The organism is Marinobacter sp. CA1 (assembly GCF_020546665.1).
In the GTDB taxonomy this organism is placed as follows: Bacteria; Pseudomonadota; Gammaproteobacteria; order Pseudomonadales; family Oleiphilaceae; genus Marinobacter; species Marinobacter xestospongiae.
The window spans coordinates 1,737,130-1,753,032 of record NZ_CP071785.1 but is presented as its reverse complement, the minus strand read 5'-3'; the positions used below and the strand labels follow the sequence as shown (position 1 = coordinate 1,753,032).

General features: G+C 61.2%; 17 protein-coding genes. 3 read left to right on the top strand and 14 right to left on the bottom strand.

Annotated features, from left to right (window positions below; translation table 11 throughout):
• Positions 1–197: 197 nt before the first annotated feature.
• From J2887_RS08095 to flhA, 4 genes are all read right to left on the bottom strand, one after another.
• The gene (locus J2887_RS08095; protein ID WP_227175468.1) at positions 198–944 is read right to left on the bottom strand and encodes an RNA polymerase sigma factor FliA; all 747 of its coding nucleotides are present in this window, start codon (positions 942–944) and stop codon (positions 198–200) included.
• 30 nt (positions 945–974) lie between these two features.
• Complete coding sequence (locus J2887_RS08090) at positions 975–1,787, bottom strand: MinD/ParA family protein (protein WP_227175467.1); 813 nt, start codon at positions 1,785–1,787, stop codon at positions 975–977.
• A 95-nt stretch (positions 1,788–1,882) separates the two neighbouring features.
• A complete protein-coding gene (flhF, locus tag J2887_RS08085; RefSeq protein WP_227175466.1) occupies positions 1,883–3,223 on the bottom strand; it encodes a flagellar biosynthesis protein FlhF in 1,341 nt (446 codons plus the stop codon).
• 58 nt (positions 3,224–3,281) lie between these two features.
• Positions 3,282–5,447, bottom strand: a complete 2,166-nt coding sequence (flhA, locus tag J2887_RS08080; protein WP_227175465.1) for a flagellar biosynthesis protein FlhA — start codon at positions 5,445–5,447, stop codon at positions 3,282–3,284.
• A gap of 216 nt (positions 5,448–5,663) precedes the next feature.
• Between flhA and upp the strand changes: the two genes are divergently transcribed.
• From upp to J2887_RS08065, 3 genes are read left to right on the top strand one after another with little or no spacing between them, the layout of a single operon-like run.
• Positions 5,664–6,302 carry a uracil phosphoribosyltransferase gene (gene upp / locus J2887_RS08075; RefSeq protein ID WP_227175464.1) on the top strand — a complete coding sequence of 213 codons (639 nt, stop codon included), beginning with the start codon at positions 5,664–5,666 and terminating at the stop codon, positions 6,300–6,302.
• Between the two features lie 2 nt (positions 6,303–6,304).
• Positions 6,305–7,561, top strand: coding sequence for a uracil-xanthine permease family protein (locus J2887_RS08070; protein WP_227175463.1), 1,257 nt, complete (start codon positions 6,305–6,307; stop codon positions 7,559–7,561).
• Entirely contained in the window at positions 7,542–8,432 is an 891-nt protein-coding gene (locus J2887_RS08065; RefSeq protein WP_227175462.1) for a class I SAM-dependent methyltransferase, read from the top strand. The genes J2887_RS08070 and J2887_RS08065 overlap by 20 nt, the downstream gene beginning before the upstream one ends.
• Positions 8,433–8,436: 4 nt before the next feature.
• On the opposite strand, the gene flhB is transcribed toward J2887_RS08065, so the two are convergent.
• The 10 genes from flhB to J2887_RS08015 form a co-directional block, all read right to left on the bottom strand.
• Positions 8,437–9,576: a flagellar biosynthesis protein FlhB gene (gene flhB / locus J2887_RS08060; RefSeq protein ID WP_227175461.1), complete on the bottom strand. Its 1,140-nt coding sequence runs from the start codon at positions 9,574–9,576 to the stop codon at positions 8,437–8,439.
• 11 nt (positions 9,577–9,587) lie between these two features.
• Positions 9,588–10,373, bottom strand: coding sequence for a flagellar biosynthetic protein FliR (fliR, locus tag J2887_RS08055; RefSeq protein ID WP_227175460.1), 786 nt, complete (start codon positions 10,371–10,373; stop codon positions 9,588–9,590).
• A gap of 3 nt (positions 10,374–10,376) precedes the next feature.
• On the bottom strand, positions 10,377–10,646 hold the full coding sequence (gene fliQ, locus J2887_RS08050; protein ID WP_227175459.1) for a flagellar biosynthesis protein FliQ: 270 nt from the start codon (positions 10,644–10,646) through the stop codon (positions 10,377–10,379).
• A 39-nt stretch (positions 10,647–10,685) separates the two neighbouring features.
• Entirely contained in the window at positions 10,686–11,435 is a 750-nt protein-coding gene (gene fliP / locus J2887_RS08045) for a flagellar type III secretion system pore protein FliP (RefSeq protein ID WP_416381901.1), read from the bottom strand.
• Positions 11,432–11,905, bottom strand: a complete 474-nt coding sequence (fliO, locus tag J2887_RS08040) for a flagellar biosynthetic protein FliO (RefSeq protein ID WP_416381900.1) — start codon at positions 11,903–11,905, stop codon at positions 11,432–11,434. The genes fliP and fliO overlap by 4 nt, the downstream gene beginning before the upstream one ends.
• 7 nt (positions 11,906–11,912) lie before the next feature.
• Positions 11,913–12,449: a flagellar motor switch protein FliN gene (gene fliN / locus J2887_RS08035; protein ID WP_227175458.1), complete on the bottom strand. Its 537-nt coding sequence runs from the start codon at positions 12,447–12,449 to the stop codon at positions 11,913–11,915.
• A complete protein-coding gene (gene fliM / locus J2887_RS08030) occupies positions 12,442–13,440 on the bottom strand; it encodes a flagellar motor switch protein FliM (RefSeq protein WP_227175457.1) in 999 nt (332 codons plus the stop codon). Before fliM ends, fliN begins: the two co-directional genes overlap by 8 nt.
• Positions 13,441–13,455: 15 nt before the next feature.
• Entirely contained in the window at positions 13,456–13,959 is a 504-nt protein-coding gene (locus J2887_RS08025) for a flagellar basal body-associated FliL family protein (protein WP_227175456.1), read from the bottom strand.
• A 268-nt stretch (positions 13,960–14,227) separates the two neighbouring features.
• Positions 14,228–15,439, bottom strand: a complete 1,212-nt coding sequence (locus J2887_RS08020) for a flagellar hook-length control protein FliK (protein ID WP_227175455.1) — start codon at positions 15,437–15,439, stop codon at positions 14,228–14,230.
• A 77-nt stretch (positions 15,440–15,516) separates the two neighbouring features.
• Complete coding sequence (locus J2887_RS08015; RefSeq protein ID WP_227175454.1) at positions 15,517–15,864, bottom strand: Hpt domain-containing protein; 348 nt, start codon at positions 15,862–15,864, stop codon at positions 15,517–15,519.
• Positions 15,865–15,903: the final 39 nt, after the last annotated feature.

Below are 15,903 nucleotides of genomic sequence, written 5' to 3'. Positions count from 1 at the left end.
GGGCCGGCAGCCGTGACCCCTCAGGATTTCGGCCTCCCGACTAAATTCTAGCAGGCTGTCGGGATTACACCCTGTATTGTGTTGTCTTTCACCGACTTGTAAAGCATCTGTTACCAAATTCTACACAGATTGTCGGGTTATTCGGCACCGGCCATGATCAGTATCAATCCCGCCGCAGATGGCCACTGGCAAGGGATCTAGTGTCCCGCGTCAGCTTTCTGCCAGTCCGACAGACGGGCCCGCAGCCGCATCGCCGCCTGACTGTGAATCTGGCTGACCCGGCTTTCGCTTACGCCCAGGACCGCACCAATTTCCTTCAGGTTCAGCTCTTCCTGGTAGTAAAGACTCAGCACCAGCTTTTCTCGCTCCGGCAGCTCTTCGATGGCACCCGCCAGGCTGTGGCGGAAGGCATCCGAGGTGATGCCCTGCAGCGGATTGTCAGAACCGTCTGACTCCTCTATCGGCACCTCACCGGATTCATTGAGTTCATCGAGACTGAAAAGTCGCCCGCTGCTGGCGTCGTTGAGGCAGGCGTGGTAGTCGGCCAGACTCATATCGAGCTCGGCTGCCACTTCCACGTCCTGCGCTTCCCGGCCTTCGCGGGACTCCACCGCCTTGATGGCTTCGGCGACACGTCGGGCGTTGCGATGAACCGAACGTGGCACCCAGTCGCCCTTGCGTATTTCATCAACGATGGCGCCACGAATTCGGATGCCGGCGTAGGTTTCAAACGATGCGCCCTTGGTGGACTGGTACTTCTGGGCAGCTTCCAGCAGGCCGATCATGCCCGCCTGCATCAGGTCATCCAGTTGCACGGAATCTGGCAACCGGGCCAGCAGGTGAAGCGCGATCTTCTTGACCAACGGGGCATGTCGCTCAACCAGTTGATGGGCCTGCCCGGCGCCGGTGCGATGGTATAATCCCAGGTTCTTCGCCAATGTCATGTAACCAGCTTACCAGTGACGGTGGATAAATCAGACCTCAACGAGCCGTTCGACAAAAAACTCCAGGTGCCCGCGGGGAGAGGACGGCAGTGGCCAATTGTCCACCTGCTCGGCCAGCGCCTTGATGGCCAGGGAGGCCTTGGCTCGGGGATAGGCATCAAGCACGGCCCGCTGTCTCTGCACGGCTTTTTTAACGGCTTCGTCGTAGGGCACTATTCCCGTGTATTGTAGCGCGACATCGAGGAAACGTTCGGTTACCCGGGCGAGTTTTCCGAACAGGTGTCGCCCTTCCTGCTCATTGCGAACCTGGTTGGCCAGGATGCGGAAGCGGTTGATGCCGTAATCGCGGTTCATCAGTTTGATCAGGGCGTAGGCATCGGTGATCGACGTAGGCTCGTCACAGACTACCAGCAGCAGCTCTTGGGAGGCCCTCAGGAAGCTCACCACCGACTCGGAAATGCCGGCTGCGGTGTCGACGATGAGCACGTCGATCTGGTCCCCCAGCTCACTGAACGCATTGATCAGGCCGGCATGCTCCAGCGGTGACAGTTGGGTCATCTTCTGGGTACCGGAGGATGCCGGCACGATCTTGATGCCGCCTGGGCCATCTACCAAGACATCGCGGAGATCGCACTCACCATTCAACACGTCGGACAGATTGTTGTTGGCGGTAATACCCAGCAAAACGTCGATGTTGGCAAGCCCCAGATCGGCATCCAGCAAAACCACCCGGCGCCCCTTCTGGGCCAACGCGATGCCAAGGTTCACCGAGACATTGCTCTTGCCGACGCCGCCCTTGCCACCTGTAACCGCGATCACCTGAACCGGATGTGATTTGCTCATATTGTGTCTTGTCTCTTGCCCATCAGTGTCCGGCACCCACGGATGCCGATGACTGGTTTACTTGAATACTGACTACGGTCGACGCCGGCAACGGCTCAGGCGCCCTCGGCCACCACCGTATCCCGCTGTACCTGCTTGAGCCGTTCCACACCCTGGCGGACCAGGGTCGCCGGTTCGGCGTGGTGCAGGTCGTCCGGTATCTTCTGGCCATCGGTATAATAGGCCACCGGCAGCCCCGTCTCCATGGCAAACCCCAGGGATTCCCCCAGCGTCAGCGCTTCGTCCAGCTTGGTAATTACGCAACCGGCAAGATCCGCCATCTTATAGCAATGCCAGACGGATTTCATAATACGGGGCTGGCTGGTGGCGGACACCACCAGGTGCGGGCGAATCGGATAATCACTGCCCGCCAGTTCCGCCAGCTGCTGCTGATAGCCCTTGTCGCCCTGGTTAAGGCCGGCGGTATCGATCAGCACCAGATGACGGTCTGACAGCTCCGCCAGAATATCGTCGAGGGAATGCCGGTCATCCACTACCCGAACCGGCACGTTGAGGATGCGCCCGAACACGAACAGCTGTTCATGGGCGGCGACCCGGAAGCGGTCAGTGGTCACCAGCGCCAGCGAGTCGGCGCCGTGACGCAGTACATACTGGGCCGCCAGTTTGCCGATGGTGGTGGTCTTGCCGGCACCGGTCGGGCCGACCAGCGCGAAGATGCCGCCCTGCTCCAGCCACTCTGCCCGTGACGTCTTGATACCTGCGGCCAGGGTCTTGAGCGCCTGCTTCCAGCCATCTTCCAGGCGACCACGACCGTGGCTGCGGGACAGCGCTGTTGCCAGATCATGACTGAGACCGAAGTCCTGCAGCCGTTCCATCAGACGGTGCTGGGCCGGCTGCGGCTGGGGCTGTACGGGAGCTGGTTCCGGCCTGCTGGCGCGCTGCTCGCCCTGAGCCTGCACCAGGTCCCGTAACGACTGGATCTCCGCCTTCATCGCCGCCAGCTCATCGTGCTGGACCTGCGGTGACGGAGGCTGAACCTGCCGTGTTTGCGGCTGAGGCTCCGGCAGATTCCAGTCGAGATCCGTCCGTCCCCGGGCGACAAACCCTTCCGGCTCAGACTCTGCCGACGCCGGGACGGGCTCAGACTGGTGGCCACGGACTTCGGTGATCCGGGCCTTGCTGCGGTTGAGCTCCTCTTCCAGCCTGCGCTGCTGATCTGCCTGCAATTCCGCCAGCCGGGCACTGTTGGTGGCCTCTTCGGCCGACTCCCCCAAACGCTGGCGCGCCACATTCTCGTCGTAGTCCAACGCGGTCACGATCTCCACGCCGCCATCAACCTTCCGGTTGGAGAGGATCACCGCGTCCGGGCCCATATCGGCACTGACAAGCTTCAGCGCCTCGGCCATGGTGGGTGCAAAGAACCGTTTAACCTTCATGATTCATCCTCCGTGGTGATCAGGACACCCCTGTCACCTATTTGACGCCGACTTTCTGTCACTGCCCGACGGACGCCACAATCGTTATCTGCTTGTTATCCGGCACTTCCTGATAGGACAACACGTGCAGTCGCTCTACGCCATAACTGGCAAATTTCGCCAACACCGGCCGCAAAGGCCCTGATACCAGCAGGATGGCGGGCTTCCCGAGCATCTCCTGGCGCTGCACACTCTCCTGCAGCGAGCGCTGGAGTTTCTCGACCATGTTCGGTTCCAGCACCAGACCGATGTCTTCGCCACCGCCGGCTTGTTGACTCTGCTGCAGAGACTTTAGCAACATCTGTTCCAACTCCGGATCGAGGGTGATCACCGGAATCTCGGATTCGTTGCCACAGATGCTTTGTACGATCATCCGCCGCAGCGCCTGGCGCGCCGCTGTGGTCAGCACTTTCGGGTCCTGGCTGCGGGGATGGAGGTTGACGATGGCCTCAGCAATGGAGCGCATGTCGCGGATCGGCACCTCTTCTTTCAGCAGACTCTGCAATACCTTCAGCAGAATGCTGATGGAGACCGTGGTCGGCACCAGCTCTTCGGCCAGCTTCGGTGACAGCTTCTCCAGCTGATCCAGCCACTTCTGCGCTTCTTCATGCCCCAGCAGTTCGTGGGCATGCTTCTGCAGGACCTGGTTGAGGTGGGTGGCCACCACCGTGCTGGCATCCACCACGGTATACCCCAGGGTCTGGGCCTGATCCTTCTTGCTTTCCTCGATCCAGCAGGCGTCCAGCCCAAAGGCCGGATCTTTGCCTTCGATGCCCTCAACCTTGCCGAACACCTGGCCGGGATCGATCGCCAGTTCACGGTCCGGATGAATCTCCGCCTCGGCGATGGTGACCCCCATCAGGGTGATGCGATAGACGTTGGGCATCAGGTCCAAATTGTCACGGATGTGTACCGACGGCATCAGGAACCCCAGGTCCTGGGACAGCTTCTTGCGCACGCCCTTGATCCGCGTCAGCAACTGCCCACCCTGACTCTTGTCCACCAGCGGAATCAGCCGGTAACCCACTTCCAGCCCTACCACATCGACGGTGGAAACATCCTCCCAGCCCAGCTCGCGGGTTTCGGTGGGCGCCGGCAACGACTGGTCCGGACCGGCACCGCCGGGGGCATCACCACCCGGACGCGGTGCCGGCATGCCACCACCGCGTGCCGGGAAGGCACCGCCTTCCTCAACGGTCTGCCGGTCCCGCTGCCAGATGAAGTAGGCCGAAGCGGCGGCAATGCCTCCCAGACCCAGGAACGCCAGGTGAGGCATGCCGGGAATCAGGCCCAACAGAATCAGGATGCCAGCAGCGATCGACAGCGCCTTGGGCCCACTGAACATCTGCTGGATGATCTGGCTGCCCATATCCTGGGAGGTGGTGACCCGAGTGACCATGATGGCGGCCGAGGTCGACAACAGCAGCGACGGAATCTGCGCCACCAGTCCGTCACCAATGGTGAGCAGGGCGTAGTTCTGCATCGCGGTGGTGAAATCCAGCCCGTGCTGGAGCATACCGATGACCACCCCGCCGACGATGTTGATCAGCAGGATCAGCAGCCCGGCAATGGCATCGCCCTTCACGAATTTGCTGGCACCGTCCATGGAGCCATAGAAGTCGGCCTCCTGGGCAATCTCTTCGCGACGATGCTTGGCCTCGTCCTGGTTGATCAGGCCGGCGTTGAGATCGGCATCGATCGCCATCTGCTTGCCTGGCATGGCATCGAGGGTGAAGCGGGCACTGACTTCAGACACCCGGCCGGCACCCTTGGTGACCACCATGAAGTTGATGATCATCAGAATCGCAAACACCACCAGACCAACCGCGTAGTTGCCGCCAATCAGCACCGCGCCGAAGGACTCGATGACCTTACCAGCGGCGTCGCCACCGGCATGACCATTGAGTAGCACGATCCGGGTTGAAGCCACGTTGAGGGCCAGTCGCAGCAGTGTGGCCACCAGCAACACCGTGGGGAAAGCCGCAAACTCCATTGGCCGCAAGGCGTACACACACACCAGCAGGATGACGATGGACAGGGTGATGTTGAAGGTAAACAGGACGTCCAGCAGGAAGGTGGGCATGGGCAGAATCATCATGCCCAGCAGCGCTATCAGCATGAGCGGGATACCCAGGTTCCCCCGCGTCAGGGATTTGACGTTGTTCAGGACTAGCGCTCGGTCCATGCCCGGTAATACTCCCCTTACTGTCATCGCAGCCGTCGCTGCAATGAAATCCAGTCGAAAATTTGACGCCCAAGCGCCGTTCCCTGTCGTTGTCGCAATATCTGTACCACTCCTTACCCGCAATTGCGCGGCAACGCCTGACGCCCCCTGCGATATACGTTATCCTTGCGACGATATTTCCCCAATTTCCGCAATCCAGAACACAGTAGGTGAGCCATGCCCATTCACGAGGTGAAACACCCCCTTATCCGCCACAAACTCGGCCTGATGCGCCGGGCCGATATCAGCACCAAGAATTTTCGTGAGTTGGCGCAGGAGGTGTCCGCCCTGCTGACCTACGAGGCGACCCAGGATTTCTCGCTCGACGAGGCCACCATCGAAGGCTGGGCAGGTCCGGTGAAGGTGGAGCAGATCACCGGCAAGAAAGTCACCATCGTCCCGATCCTGCGTGCCGGTCTGGGCATGATGGATGGCGTGCTGAGTCTGATTCCCGGCGCCCGGGTCAGTGTGGTGGGCCAGGTCCGCAACGAGGAAACCCTGGAAGCCAGCACCTACCTGGAGAAACTGGTGGGCGAGCTGGACCAGCGCATGGCCATTATCATTGATCCGATGCTGGCAACCGGTGGCTCCATGATCGGTACCATCGACCTGCTGAAGAAGGCCGGCAGCACCGAGATCCGCGCGCTGGTTCTGGTCGCGGCACCGGAAGGTGTGGAAAAAGTGCTGGAGGCCCATCCCGATGTGTCCATCTATACGGCCTCCATTGACCAGTGCCTGAATGAAAAAGGGTATATCCTGCCTGGCCTGGGTGATGCCGGCGACAAGATCTTCGGCACCAAGCAAAAGGACATCTGAACATGCAGTCCCCTTCAACCACCGGAATCCTGCGGCAGGCCCTGGCCGGCTCGCAGATGCTGCTGGTGGCATTCGGCGCCCTGGTGCTGATGCCACTGATCACCGGTATGGACCCGAATGTCGCGCTGTTCACCGCGGGCATGGGCACCCTGGTCTTCCATTTGGTGACGGGCGGGCAGATCCCCATCTTTCTGGCCTCGTCCTTCGCCTTTATCGCACCGATCCTGGCTGCCAAAACCAAGTTTGGTCTGGAGGAAACCCTGGGCGGCCTGGTCGCTGCGGGTATCCTTTACATTCTCCTCAGCGGACTGGTCAAACTCCGCGGTACCGGGTTCATCAACCGCTTGCTGCCGCCGGTGGTGATTGGTCCGGTGATCATGGTGATCGGGCTCAGCCTGGCACCGGTTGCCGTGCACATGGCCTCTGGTCGCGCCGGTGACGGCAGTGCCCAGCTGGTGCCCTACGACACCGCCATTCTGATTGCCATGGCCTCGCTGATCGTCACCATTGTGGCCTCCGTCTGGGCCAAAGGCCTGTTCCGGCTGATTCCGATCATGTTTGGTGTGGTAACCGGTTACGTGCTCTCGGCCATCACCGGCATTGTCGACTACACCCCGATTCTGGAAGCGCCCTGGCTGGCGATGCCCAACTTCGTGGCTCCGGAGTTTGGCTGGTCGGCGATCCTGTTCATGATTCCGGTAGCGATTGCGCCGGCAATCGAACACATCGGTGACGTGCTGGCGATCAGCAACGTCACTGGCAAGAACTACCTGAAGAAACCCGGCCTGCACCGCACCCTGCTGGGTGACGGGCTCGCTACCAGTTCCGCTGCCCTGCTCGGCGGACCGCCCAACACCACCTATTCCGAGGTGACTGGTGCGGTCATGCTGACCCGCAATTTCAATCCGCGGGTGATGCTGTGGGCTGCTGTCACTGCCATCGTGCTGGCCTTTGTCGGCAAATTCGGGGCAGCCCTGCAGACCATCCCGGTCCCGGTGATGGGCGGCATCCTGTGCCTGCTGTTCGGCTCGATTGCCGTGGTAGGCCTGAACTCCCTGATCCGCCACCAGGTGGATCTGTCGGAAGCACGCAACCTGGTGATTGTCGGCGTCACATTGGTGTTCGGCATCGGCGGCATGGTACTCGGCCACATGGAAGGCATTGCCCTGTGTGCGGTCGTCGCCATTGCGCTCAACCTGGTTCTGCCCGGCGACAGGGAAGCCTGGGGAAAAGCCATCTATGAGCACCAAGCCGACTGACAGTTCCGGTATCAGCTTCACAGCCCTCTACACCGGTGCCGTCTGGCACCGGAATGGGCTCTCCGACGATAGCCTCACCACCGTTCAGGGCAAATGGCTCTATCAGCTGATGAGCCCGTTTGAAGCCGTCAGCCGCCAGATTGCTGGCGGCAACCTGCGAACCTTTCTGCTGCAACGCCACCTGATCATTGATCATCTGATCGAACAGACCATCCGCCAGCACGGCGCTTGCCAGGTGCTGGAGATTGCCTGCGGTCTTTCCCCGCGAGGCATTCGCCTGCGACAACGCTTCCCTAACCTACACATGGTGGAAGCCGACCTGACTGACATGGCCCGGCGCAAGGCCGCCAAGCTGGCAGCCAGCGGCCATCTTGGCCCCCATCACCAGGTTACCCCCATCGATATTCTGGCCCCATCCGGCGAGCAGGCCCTGGAAACGGTGATCGACCGCTGTTTCGACGCCGGCGGCCCGGTGATTGTGGTGACCGAAGGTCTGACCAACTACTTCTCACTGCCGGTAATCAGCGATTTCTGGCAACGGCTTGCCACCGCACTCGCCCGACGCCCCGGCTCGGTCTACCTCACGGACAGCTATCTGCCACCACCCCAGCCACTGCTGCGTGGCAGCATCGATCTGCTCAGCAAGGTACTCGGAGGAATGACCCAGAGCCAGGTCAGCTTCCATTTCCGGGATGACGGCCACGCCGCCGGCCATTTTGAGAACCTGGGGTTTGCGGCGACGAACGTCCACAACCCCAGGGACTTCTATCACACCCTGGCGATCCCCCGGAGTCGGGACAACCCCATGGTGCGGGTCATTGAAGCCCGGACGGGGCCATGCCAGGACACACTCCAGGGCACCGCTGTTTGACGCCCTAAGAGTCGCGTCGCAGATCCCGCGGGATCGGGAAGTCCGGCATGCCGGGCTTGGCGCCCTGACCTCGACGGAACTGGCGTAGCTGGAACAGGTAGGCAAGCACCTGGGCGATGGCCATGTACAGTCCGTCCGGAATCTCGCCGCCCACTTCGGTGTTGTGATAGACCGCCCGGGTCAGAGGTGGCGTCCGCAACACGTCCACACGGTGCTCCCGAGCGATTTCCATGATCTTGAAGGCGACGTCATCCGCGCCCTTGGCCACCACGATAGGGGCCGCCATGGTGGCCTGATCGTACTTCAGAGCTACCGCATAGTGACTGGGGTTGGTGATGACCACGTCGGCATCGGGGACATCCTGCATCATCCGCCGTTGCGCCATTTCCCGCTGCAACTGGCGTATCCGCCCCTTCACCTCTGGTTTGCCCTCGGTGTCCTTGAACTCGTCCTTGACCTCCTGCTTGGTCATCCGCAGTTTTTTCTGGTGATCGTAGATCTGGAAGGGAACGTCAATCACCGCAATCAGGATGGTGGCACAGGACAGCAGGAAAAAACTCCAGCCCAGGGTCCACACCACGTGACGCATAGCTGGCACCGGAGGCTCCTCAGCGATACTGAGCAGGTCTTCGGTGCGCAGGTCCAGGATCAGGATGGCGACCACCATCACCAGCCCCACCTTGGCAATCCCTTTGACCAGCTCAATCAGCGAACGCGTGGAGAACATCCGCTTGAGCCCCTTGATCGGGTCCATGCGGTTCAGTTTCGGCATGATCGCCTTGCCGCTAAACAGCAGACCGCCAATGCCGATGGAACCGGCAATGGCGGCGACCAGCAACAACACCAGCAGGGGCGCCACCGCCAGTGTCGCCTCCTCTGCGGCAGCCAGCAGCTGGATGCTCATCTGGCTGGTATCGAAAATGGTGTCGCGCTCAATGTCGAAACTGTTGCGCATGATGTTGGCAAACGCCTCGCCCATACTCGCGCCAAACACCAGCAGGCCACCGGCCCCCACGATCAGCACCGCCATAGTGGCCAGCTCGCGGGATCGCGCGGTCTGGCCCTCTTCCCGGGCTTTTTCCAATCGTCGGGGGGTGGCCTCTTCGGTCTTTTCCTGACTACTGTCGTCGCTGTCTTCCGCCATCGATCGCTACCTCAGGGCACCCCCTGCAACTGGCGCATGAATTCAAAGGTTTCCTCGGTGTACTGGTGAAAATGGGGCAGAAAATTGCTTTGCAGTACCCAGATCGCAAACAGGCCAAAGATCAGCCCGATCGGGAAACCCAGTGCGAAAATGTTCATCTGCGGCGCCGCCCGGGTCATCACCCCAAACGAGATGTTGACGATCAGCACCGCGGTCACCGCCGGTAGCGCCAGCAGCATCGCCGACACAAACATCCAGCTGATACGGTGAGCCAGCATCCACAAGCCACCCTGCCCGATGCCTTCAAGACCGATCGGCAGAGTGCGGAAGCTCTCCAGAAACACCTCAAACGCCACCAGATGACCATTCATCGCCAGGTACAGCAGCGTGATGGTGATGGTGTACAACTGAGACAATACAGGTACCGTGACCCCGTTGGCGGGATCGTTCATCGACGCAAACCCCAACCCCATCTGCATGGCGATCATCTGGCCGGCGACCACGAACAACTGGAACAGCGCCGTCAGCGCGAACCCCATACCGACACCGATGAGAATCTGCTGCAGGGTGATCACCACCGCATCGCCGCTGAGCGCTTCCACCTTCGGCACCTCACCGATCATAGGCACCACCAGGATGGTCATCAGCAGCGCCAGCCCCAGGCGTATCCGGGCGGGTACCAGCTGGGTACCGATGAACGGAATCACCATCATGAAGCTGGCGATCCGGAACAACGGCCACAGGTGCTGCCCCACCCATTGGCCAATCTGGTCCGCAGTGAATTCCAGCGGGATCACGGGCTAGCCAATCAGGTAGGGAACGCTGGAGATCAGGCCTTCGGCGTGATCCATCAGCTGGGTCAGCATCCACGGGCCGGCAAAGATCAGCACCAGCAAGGTGATGATCAGGCGGGGCAGGAAGCTCAGGGTCTGCTCGTTAATCTGGGTGGCGGCCTGAAAGGTACTGACCACCAGGCCGATCACCAGACCAGGACCGATGATCACCGCCGACAGCAGAACGATCATCCACAGCGCTTCCCGCATGATGTCGATTACGGTTTCCGGAGTCATCGCGGGTCTCTCCTCCCGTTGATCACGGGCTGTGGCTCACTAGATACCATAGCTGGCCGCCAGGGTGCCCATCACCAGCGCCCAGCCGTCCACCAGCACGAACAACATGATCTTGAACGGCAGCGAAATGATGATCGGGGACAGCATCATCATACCCATAGCCATCAGCACGCTGGCCACCACCATGTCAATGATCAGGAACGGTATGAACAGGATAAAGCCGATCTGGAAGGCGGTCTTCAGCTCACTGGTGACAAACGCCGGCATCAGCACCCAAAAGGACACATCCTCCGGGGTATCGTACTGGGTGTCGGAAATGCGCATGAACAGCGCCAGGTCATCCTCCCGGGTCTGCCCCAGCATAAAATCGCGGAACGGTTCACTGGCCAACTCCACCGCCTCCAGCGAGGTGACCTCCTCCGCCAGATAGGGTTGCAGCCCCACCCGGTTGGCCTCTTCCAGCACAGGTTTCATGATGAAGATGGTCAGGAACAGCGTCAGTCCCAGCAAAATCTGGTTGGAGGGCGTTGCCTGCAGCCCCAGCGCCTGACGCAGGATGGCGAACACCACGATGATGCGGGTGAATGACGTCATCATCATCACCATCGCCGGCAGGAACGTCAGCGCGGTCATCAGCGCCAGGATCTGCAGGGTGACCGAGTATTCCTGGGCCCCTTCCCCTTCTCCGGGCGTCATGGTGACCGCCGGAATACCGGGCAGGTCCGCCAGGGCCGACGAACCCGCCAGCATCAGCGCCAGACCGCCCAACCAGACCAGCCAGCGATTCATTGGCCGTCTCCGCGATGGCTGTCTCCGTGGCCACTGCCGGGGGGATTGTTCTGGCGGTTCAGCAGTCCCTGGAGGCGGCGGGCGAAATCCCCCGGAGGCGCGGTATCCGGCGTCAGTACCGGCTCATCAAACACATGCAGGGTGCGAATGGTGGACGGCGTGATGCCCACCAGGATCTGAGTGCCACCGACGTCCAGCAGCGCGATCCGCTCGCGGGTGCCCAGGTTCATCACCGACACCACTTTCATCGCCTGGCTGTTCATTCCGGACAGACCGCTCATCCGCTTGACCAGCCAGGCACAACCAAAGATCAGCGCGATAACGGCAATCAGTCCCAGACTCAGACTGGCCAGACTGCCGACGGTGTCTGGCCCGCCCTGGCGGGTGGACTCGGTTTCAGCCGCCGCCAGCAACGGTGCCGGCACCATGACCACCAGCCCAACCAGGCCATGAAGACAGGATCGGATCATGGGCATATCACTTCTGCAGCCGTTTGATGCGTTCACCGGGGCTGATCACGTCGGTCAGGCGGATACCGAACTTCTCGTTCACCATGACCACCTCGCCATGGGCAATCAGGGTGCCGTTCACCAGCACGTCCAGCGGCTCCCCTGCCAGCCGGTCCAGCTCGATCACCGAGCCCTGATTCAGCTGCAGCAGATTGCGGATCGGGATCTGGGTGTTGCCCACTTCCATGGAAATGGTCACCGGAATGTCGAGGATGACATCGAGGTCCGGCGACTCGCCGCCGGCGGCCAGAGCACTGTCGGCGCCAAACTCTTCCATCGGTGCGGTGCGAACGTCGTCCTCTGGCTCATCCGGCGTGTCACCGGCTTCCGCCATCGCGGCCGCCCACTCGTCGGCACGCTCGGCCTCATCGCCTCCGGCCTCACCACCACCGGCGTCTTCTGCGGCGGGCTCGTCACCGGACTCCTCCATCGCGGCTTCCCACTCAGCAGCGAGCTTCTCGTCTTCGCTCATCTCCTGCTCGTCTTTCTTGTCGTCGTCAGCCATTTCGTCCCACCTTCAATTGTTTCTTCACTTCAGGCCGCTTGGCCCGCTTGTTCACTCTCAATGCCAGCTTACCGTCCCGGGTACCCAGACTGGCCTGATAGACCGGAATGCCATTGGCGGTCACGGTCAGGCTCTCCGGCAGCTCTACCGGGATAATGTCCCCGGCCTGGAAACGCGCAACCTCCCGTAGCGAAATGCGACGGCGGCATACCATCGCATTCACCGGCACCTCGACGTCCTTGATATCCTCCTGCAGGGCGTGAACCCAGCGCTCATCGACATCGTCGATGTCACTCTGGACCCCGGCATCGAGCACGTCACGGATAGGCTCGATCATTGAGTAGGGCAGCGCCATGTGCAGCTCGCCGCCACCGCCATCCAGCTCAATGTGGAAGGTGCTGATCACCACCACCTCGCTGGGGCTGACGATGTTGGCCATCGCCGGGTTCACTTCCGAGTTGATGTAATCAAACTCCACCTTGAGCACCGCCTGCCAGGCTTCCCGCATGTCGTGGAAAACCTGCTCCAGGACCATCTGGACGATCCGGGTTTCGGTGGGCGTGAACTCACGACCTTCAATCTTGGCGTGGCGGCCTTCCCCACCGAAGAAGTTGTCCACCAGTTTGAACACCAGCTTGGCATCAAGGATGAACAGACCGGTGCCCCGCAGTGGCCGCACCTTCACCAGGTTGAGACTGGTCGGTACGTAGAGGGTGTGGATGTACTCACCGAACTTCATGATCTGGATACCGCCGGTGGAGACATCCGCATTGCGGCGAAGCAGGTTGAACAGACTGATCCGGGTGTAGCGGGCAAACCGCTCATTGATCATTTCAAGGGTGGGCATCCGGCCACGGACGATGCGGTCCTGGCTGGCAAGGTCGTAGGATTTGACGCCGGTGTCGTCGGTCTCGTCGTAGGTATCAATGTCGCCGTCGTCCACCCCGTGGAGCAGCGCATCAATTTCGTCCTGTGACAGTAAGTCCTGCATGCTAATTCCCGCCCGTCACTGCAATACGAAGTTTCTCAGCAGCACCCGTTTCAGCGGGGGCTCACCTTCCTGCTCCAGCACACCGTTAACGGCGTCCAGCATCGTCTGCGACAGTTGCTGGCGACCTTCAGCGCTCTGCAGAGTCATGAAGTCGCTGGCTGCCAGCACGTTGATCAACTGGGCACGCAACAGCGGCATGTGCAACTCGGTCGCCGCGAGGGCGGCGGCATTGTCCGCCTCAAACGCCACATAGACCTGAGCGTAACGCTGTCGCCCCTCAGCCTGCACGGTGGTGACCAGAGCTTTCTCGATCTCGGCATACTGGCTGGGCTGGAACGCCGGCTGTGCAGGTTCGCCATTGTTGCTGGCATCGTCACCGTCGTCGGACTTTTCCTGCAGGAACCACAGGGTGCCTGCGACAGACAAACCGACTGCCAGGATGACCACCACCACCAGCAGCAGAATTGTCTTGAGTTTGCCTTTCTTGGGGGCACCATCAGGCGCGTTGTCATCGGCCATAGATCACTGTCTTCCCATGAGAATCCGCGCTCGCGGAGTCAGTCAAAAAATCGTCGGAACAACCACCAGATGGGGCGCCCCCACTGATTGAAGCAAGCAGCGGGCCAGATTGCCACTTGGCGGCCTGGGTCTGGATTAAGCGTCCGGACGCTGGCCAACCCGCTTTTGAAACAGCAGTTTAGCGCCCGGATCAGGGATGGGCAAAGAGATTTGCCGACGGCAGGGATAGGCAGGCGGGCGCCGCTCAGGCGCCACTCAAGTTACGGGATCAGGCGTACAGATCAAGTTCACCACGCCAGCTCAGGTCTACCGCTCCGGCACTGCCGGGCAGCAGGTCATCGTCAGCATCACCGCCGTCCTCGGAGGCCAGCGCCCCGCCGGAACCGCCAGCCGCGGACTCACCTTCTTCGCTGTCCGGGTGGCCAGGTTGCCGATCAGGCGAATCCATCACCTCAAACTGGTCCAGGTCGATGCCCTGCTCTCCCAACATGTCCCGCAGGCGATGCGAATTGAGTTCCAGCTGGTCACGAACCACCGGATTGGCGGAGTGCACCGTCACCGTAGCCTGGTCCTGCTGAACCTGAACCCGTACATCCAGGGGCCCCATATCCGGCGGCGTGATATGAATCTCCGCCACTGACAGGTTGCGGGCGGTCAGCCAGGTGAGTTTGCCCACCAGTTTATCGCCCCACTCCGCATGCCCTACCGGCACATCGATACTGGTGGCGTAGCCCTTGAGCGCCAGCCCCTGCTCGGCCCCCTTCTGGCCCGCCAGAGAGGTCAGCGACTGACTGGTCTGATTGGCCAGTTCCGCCGACGCCGAAGCGCGGGCCGCGGAAAACGACAGCGCAGGATCCAGCGTCTTGGCTCCATCACCGCCATTATTGGCGGACATCAGGTCAGCCATCATCTGGGACGCCGTTTGCCCCGGCAAAGGCTTGCCGCCGGACTCACCAGCGCCGTTCATGCCGGGCAACCCATTCATGGCGGAGGCGCCAGGGAGCCCTGGCACACCCGGCATTCCGGGCAGGCCCTGGCCGCTGGCCAGCGTCAGCCTGGGCACCGTCGGTGTATCGACATCCCCATCCACGGCCGCGCCTTGCGAGTTTTGTACCAGCTTCTGCAGGTCAGCAAAGGTGAACGGTACGCTGGTATCGCTCTCCAGGTCGGACACCGCCTCAGCGTCCTCGGCTGTCTCCGCCTCGGCAACGGCGCCAGCGTCAGTCTTGGTGGAATCCGCCCCGGTCTTCTCCGTCGGGCGGTCTGGCGCTTTGGCCTGTTGTTTCGCGTCGGCATTCGCCGCCTCTTCCTTGCGGCGCTCGACCTTGGTCGACTCCCGGTCGAGCCGTTCCCGCTCCTTGCGGGACACGGCCTCGAAGCCGCTGTCGTCGGAACCATCGGATTCCCGGGGCGACCTGCGTTCCTTGGTTGGGCCCGCCGCTTCGGGGGCCGGAGTCTGGGGGAAGACCATTGCTGCCATGGCAACCTCTTGCCGGTTTCTGTTGGACACAACTCTCTGAGAGGTTGTCAGCAAGGATGATGCCACTGTGAGATTGGTCAGGCGTTCAGGAGCCTCTGAAACAGGTCGCTGACCGTCCGGAATTCACTCTCGATACGGTCCAGCACCTGCCCCGCCTCGTCCAGATGCCCATTGCGACCGGCGCACTCGGCCCGCAGACACAGCTCGCCCAGCAGCGGCGCACCAATGTTGATGGAACTGCCCTTGAAGCTGTGGATGGACTTGGTGAACATCTCGTTGTCCTCAGCGACCAGCGCCCGGTGCAGCGTGTTAATGCGGTCGGCGGAGTCACTGAGGTAGGTTTCGATCAGCACATCGAACTCATCCTCCATGACGTCCCTGAGTTCAGCCAGCGCCTCTTCGTCCAGGTGCGGTTTATCGACCATAACCACTCCCTCCTTTTAATGCCGCACGCATTGTTATCT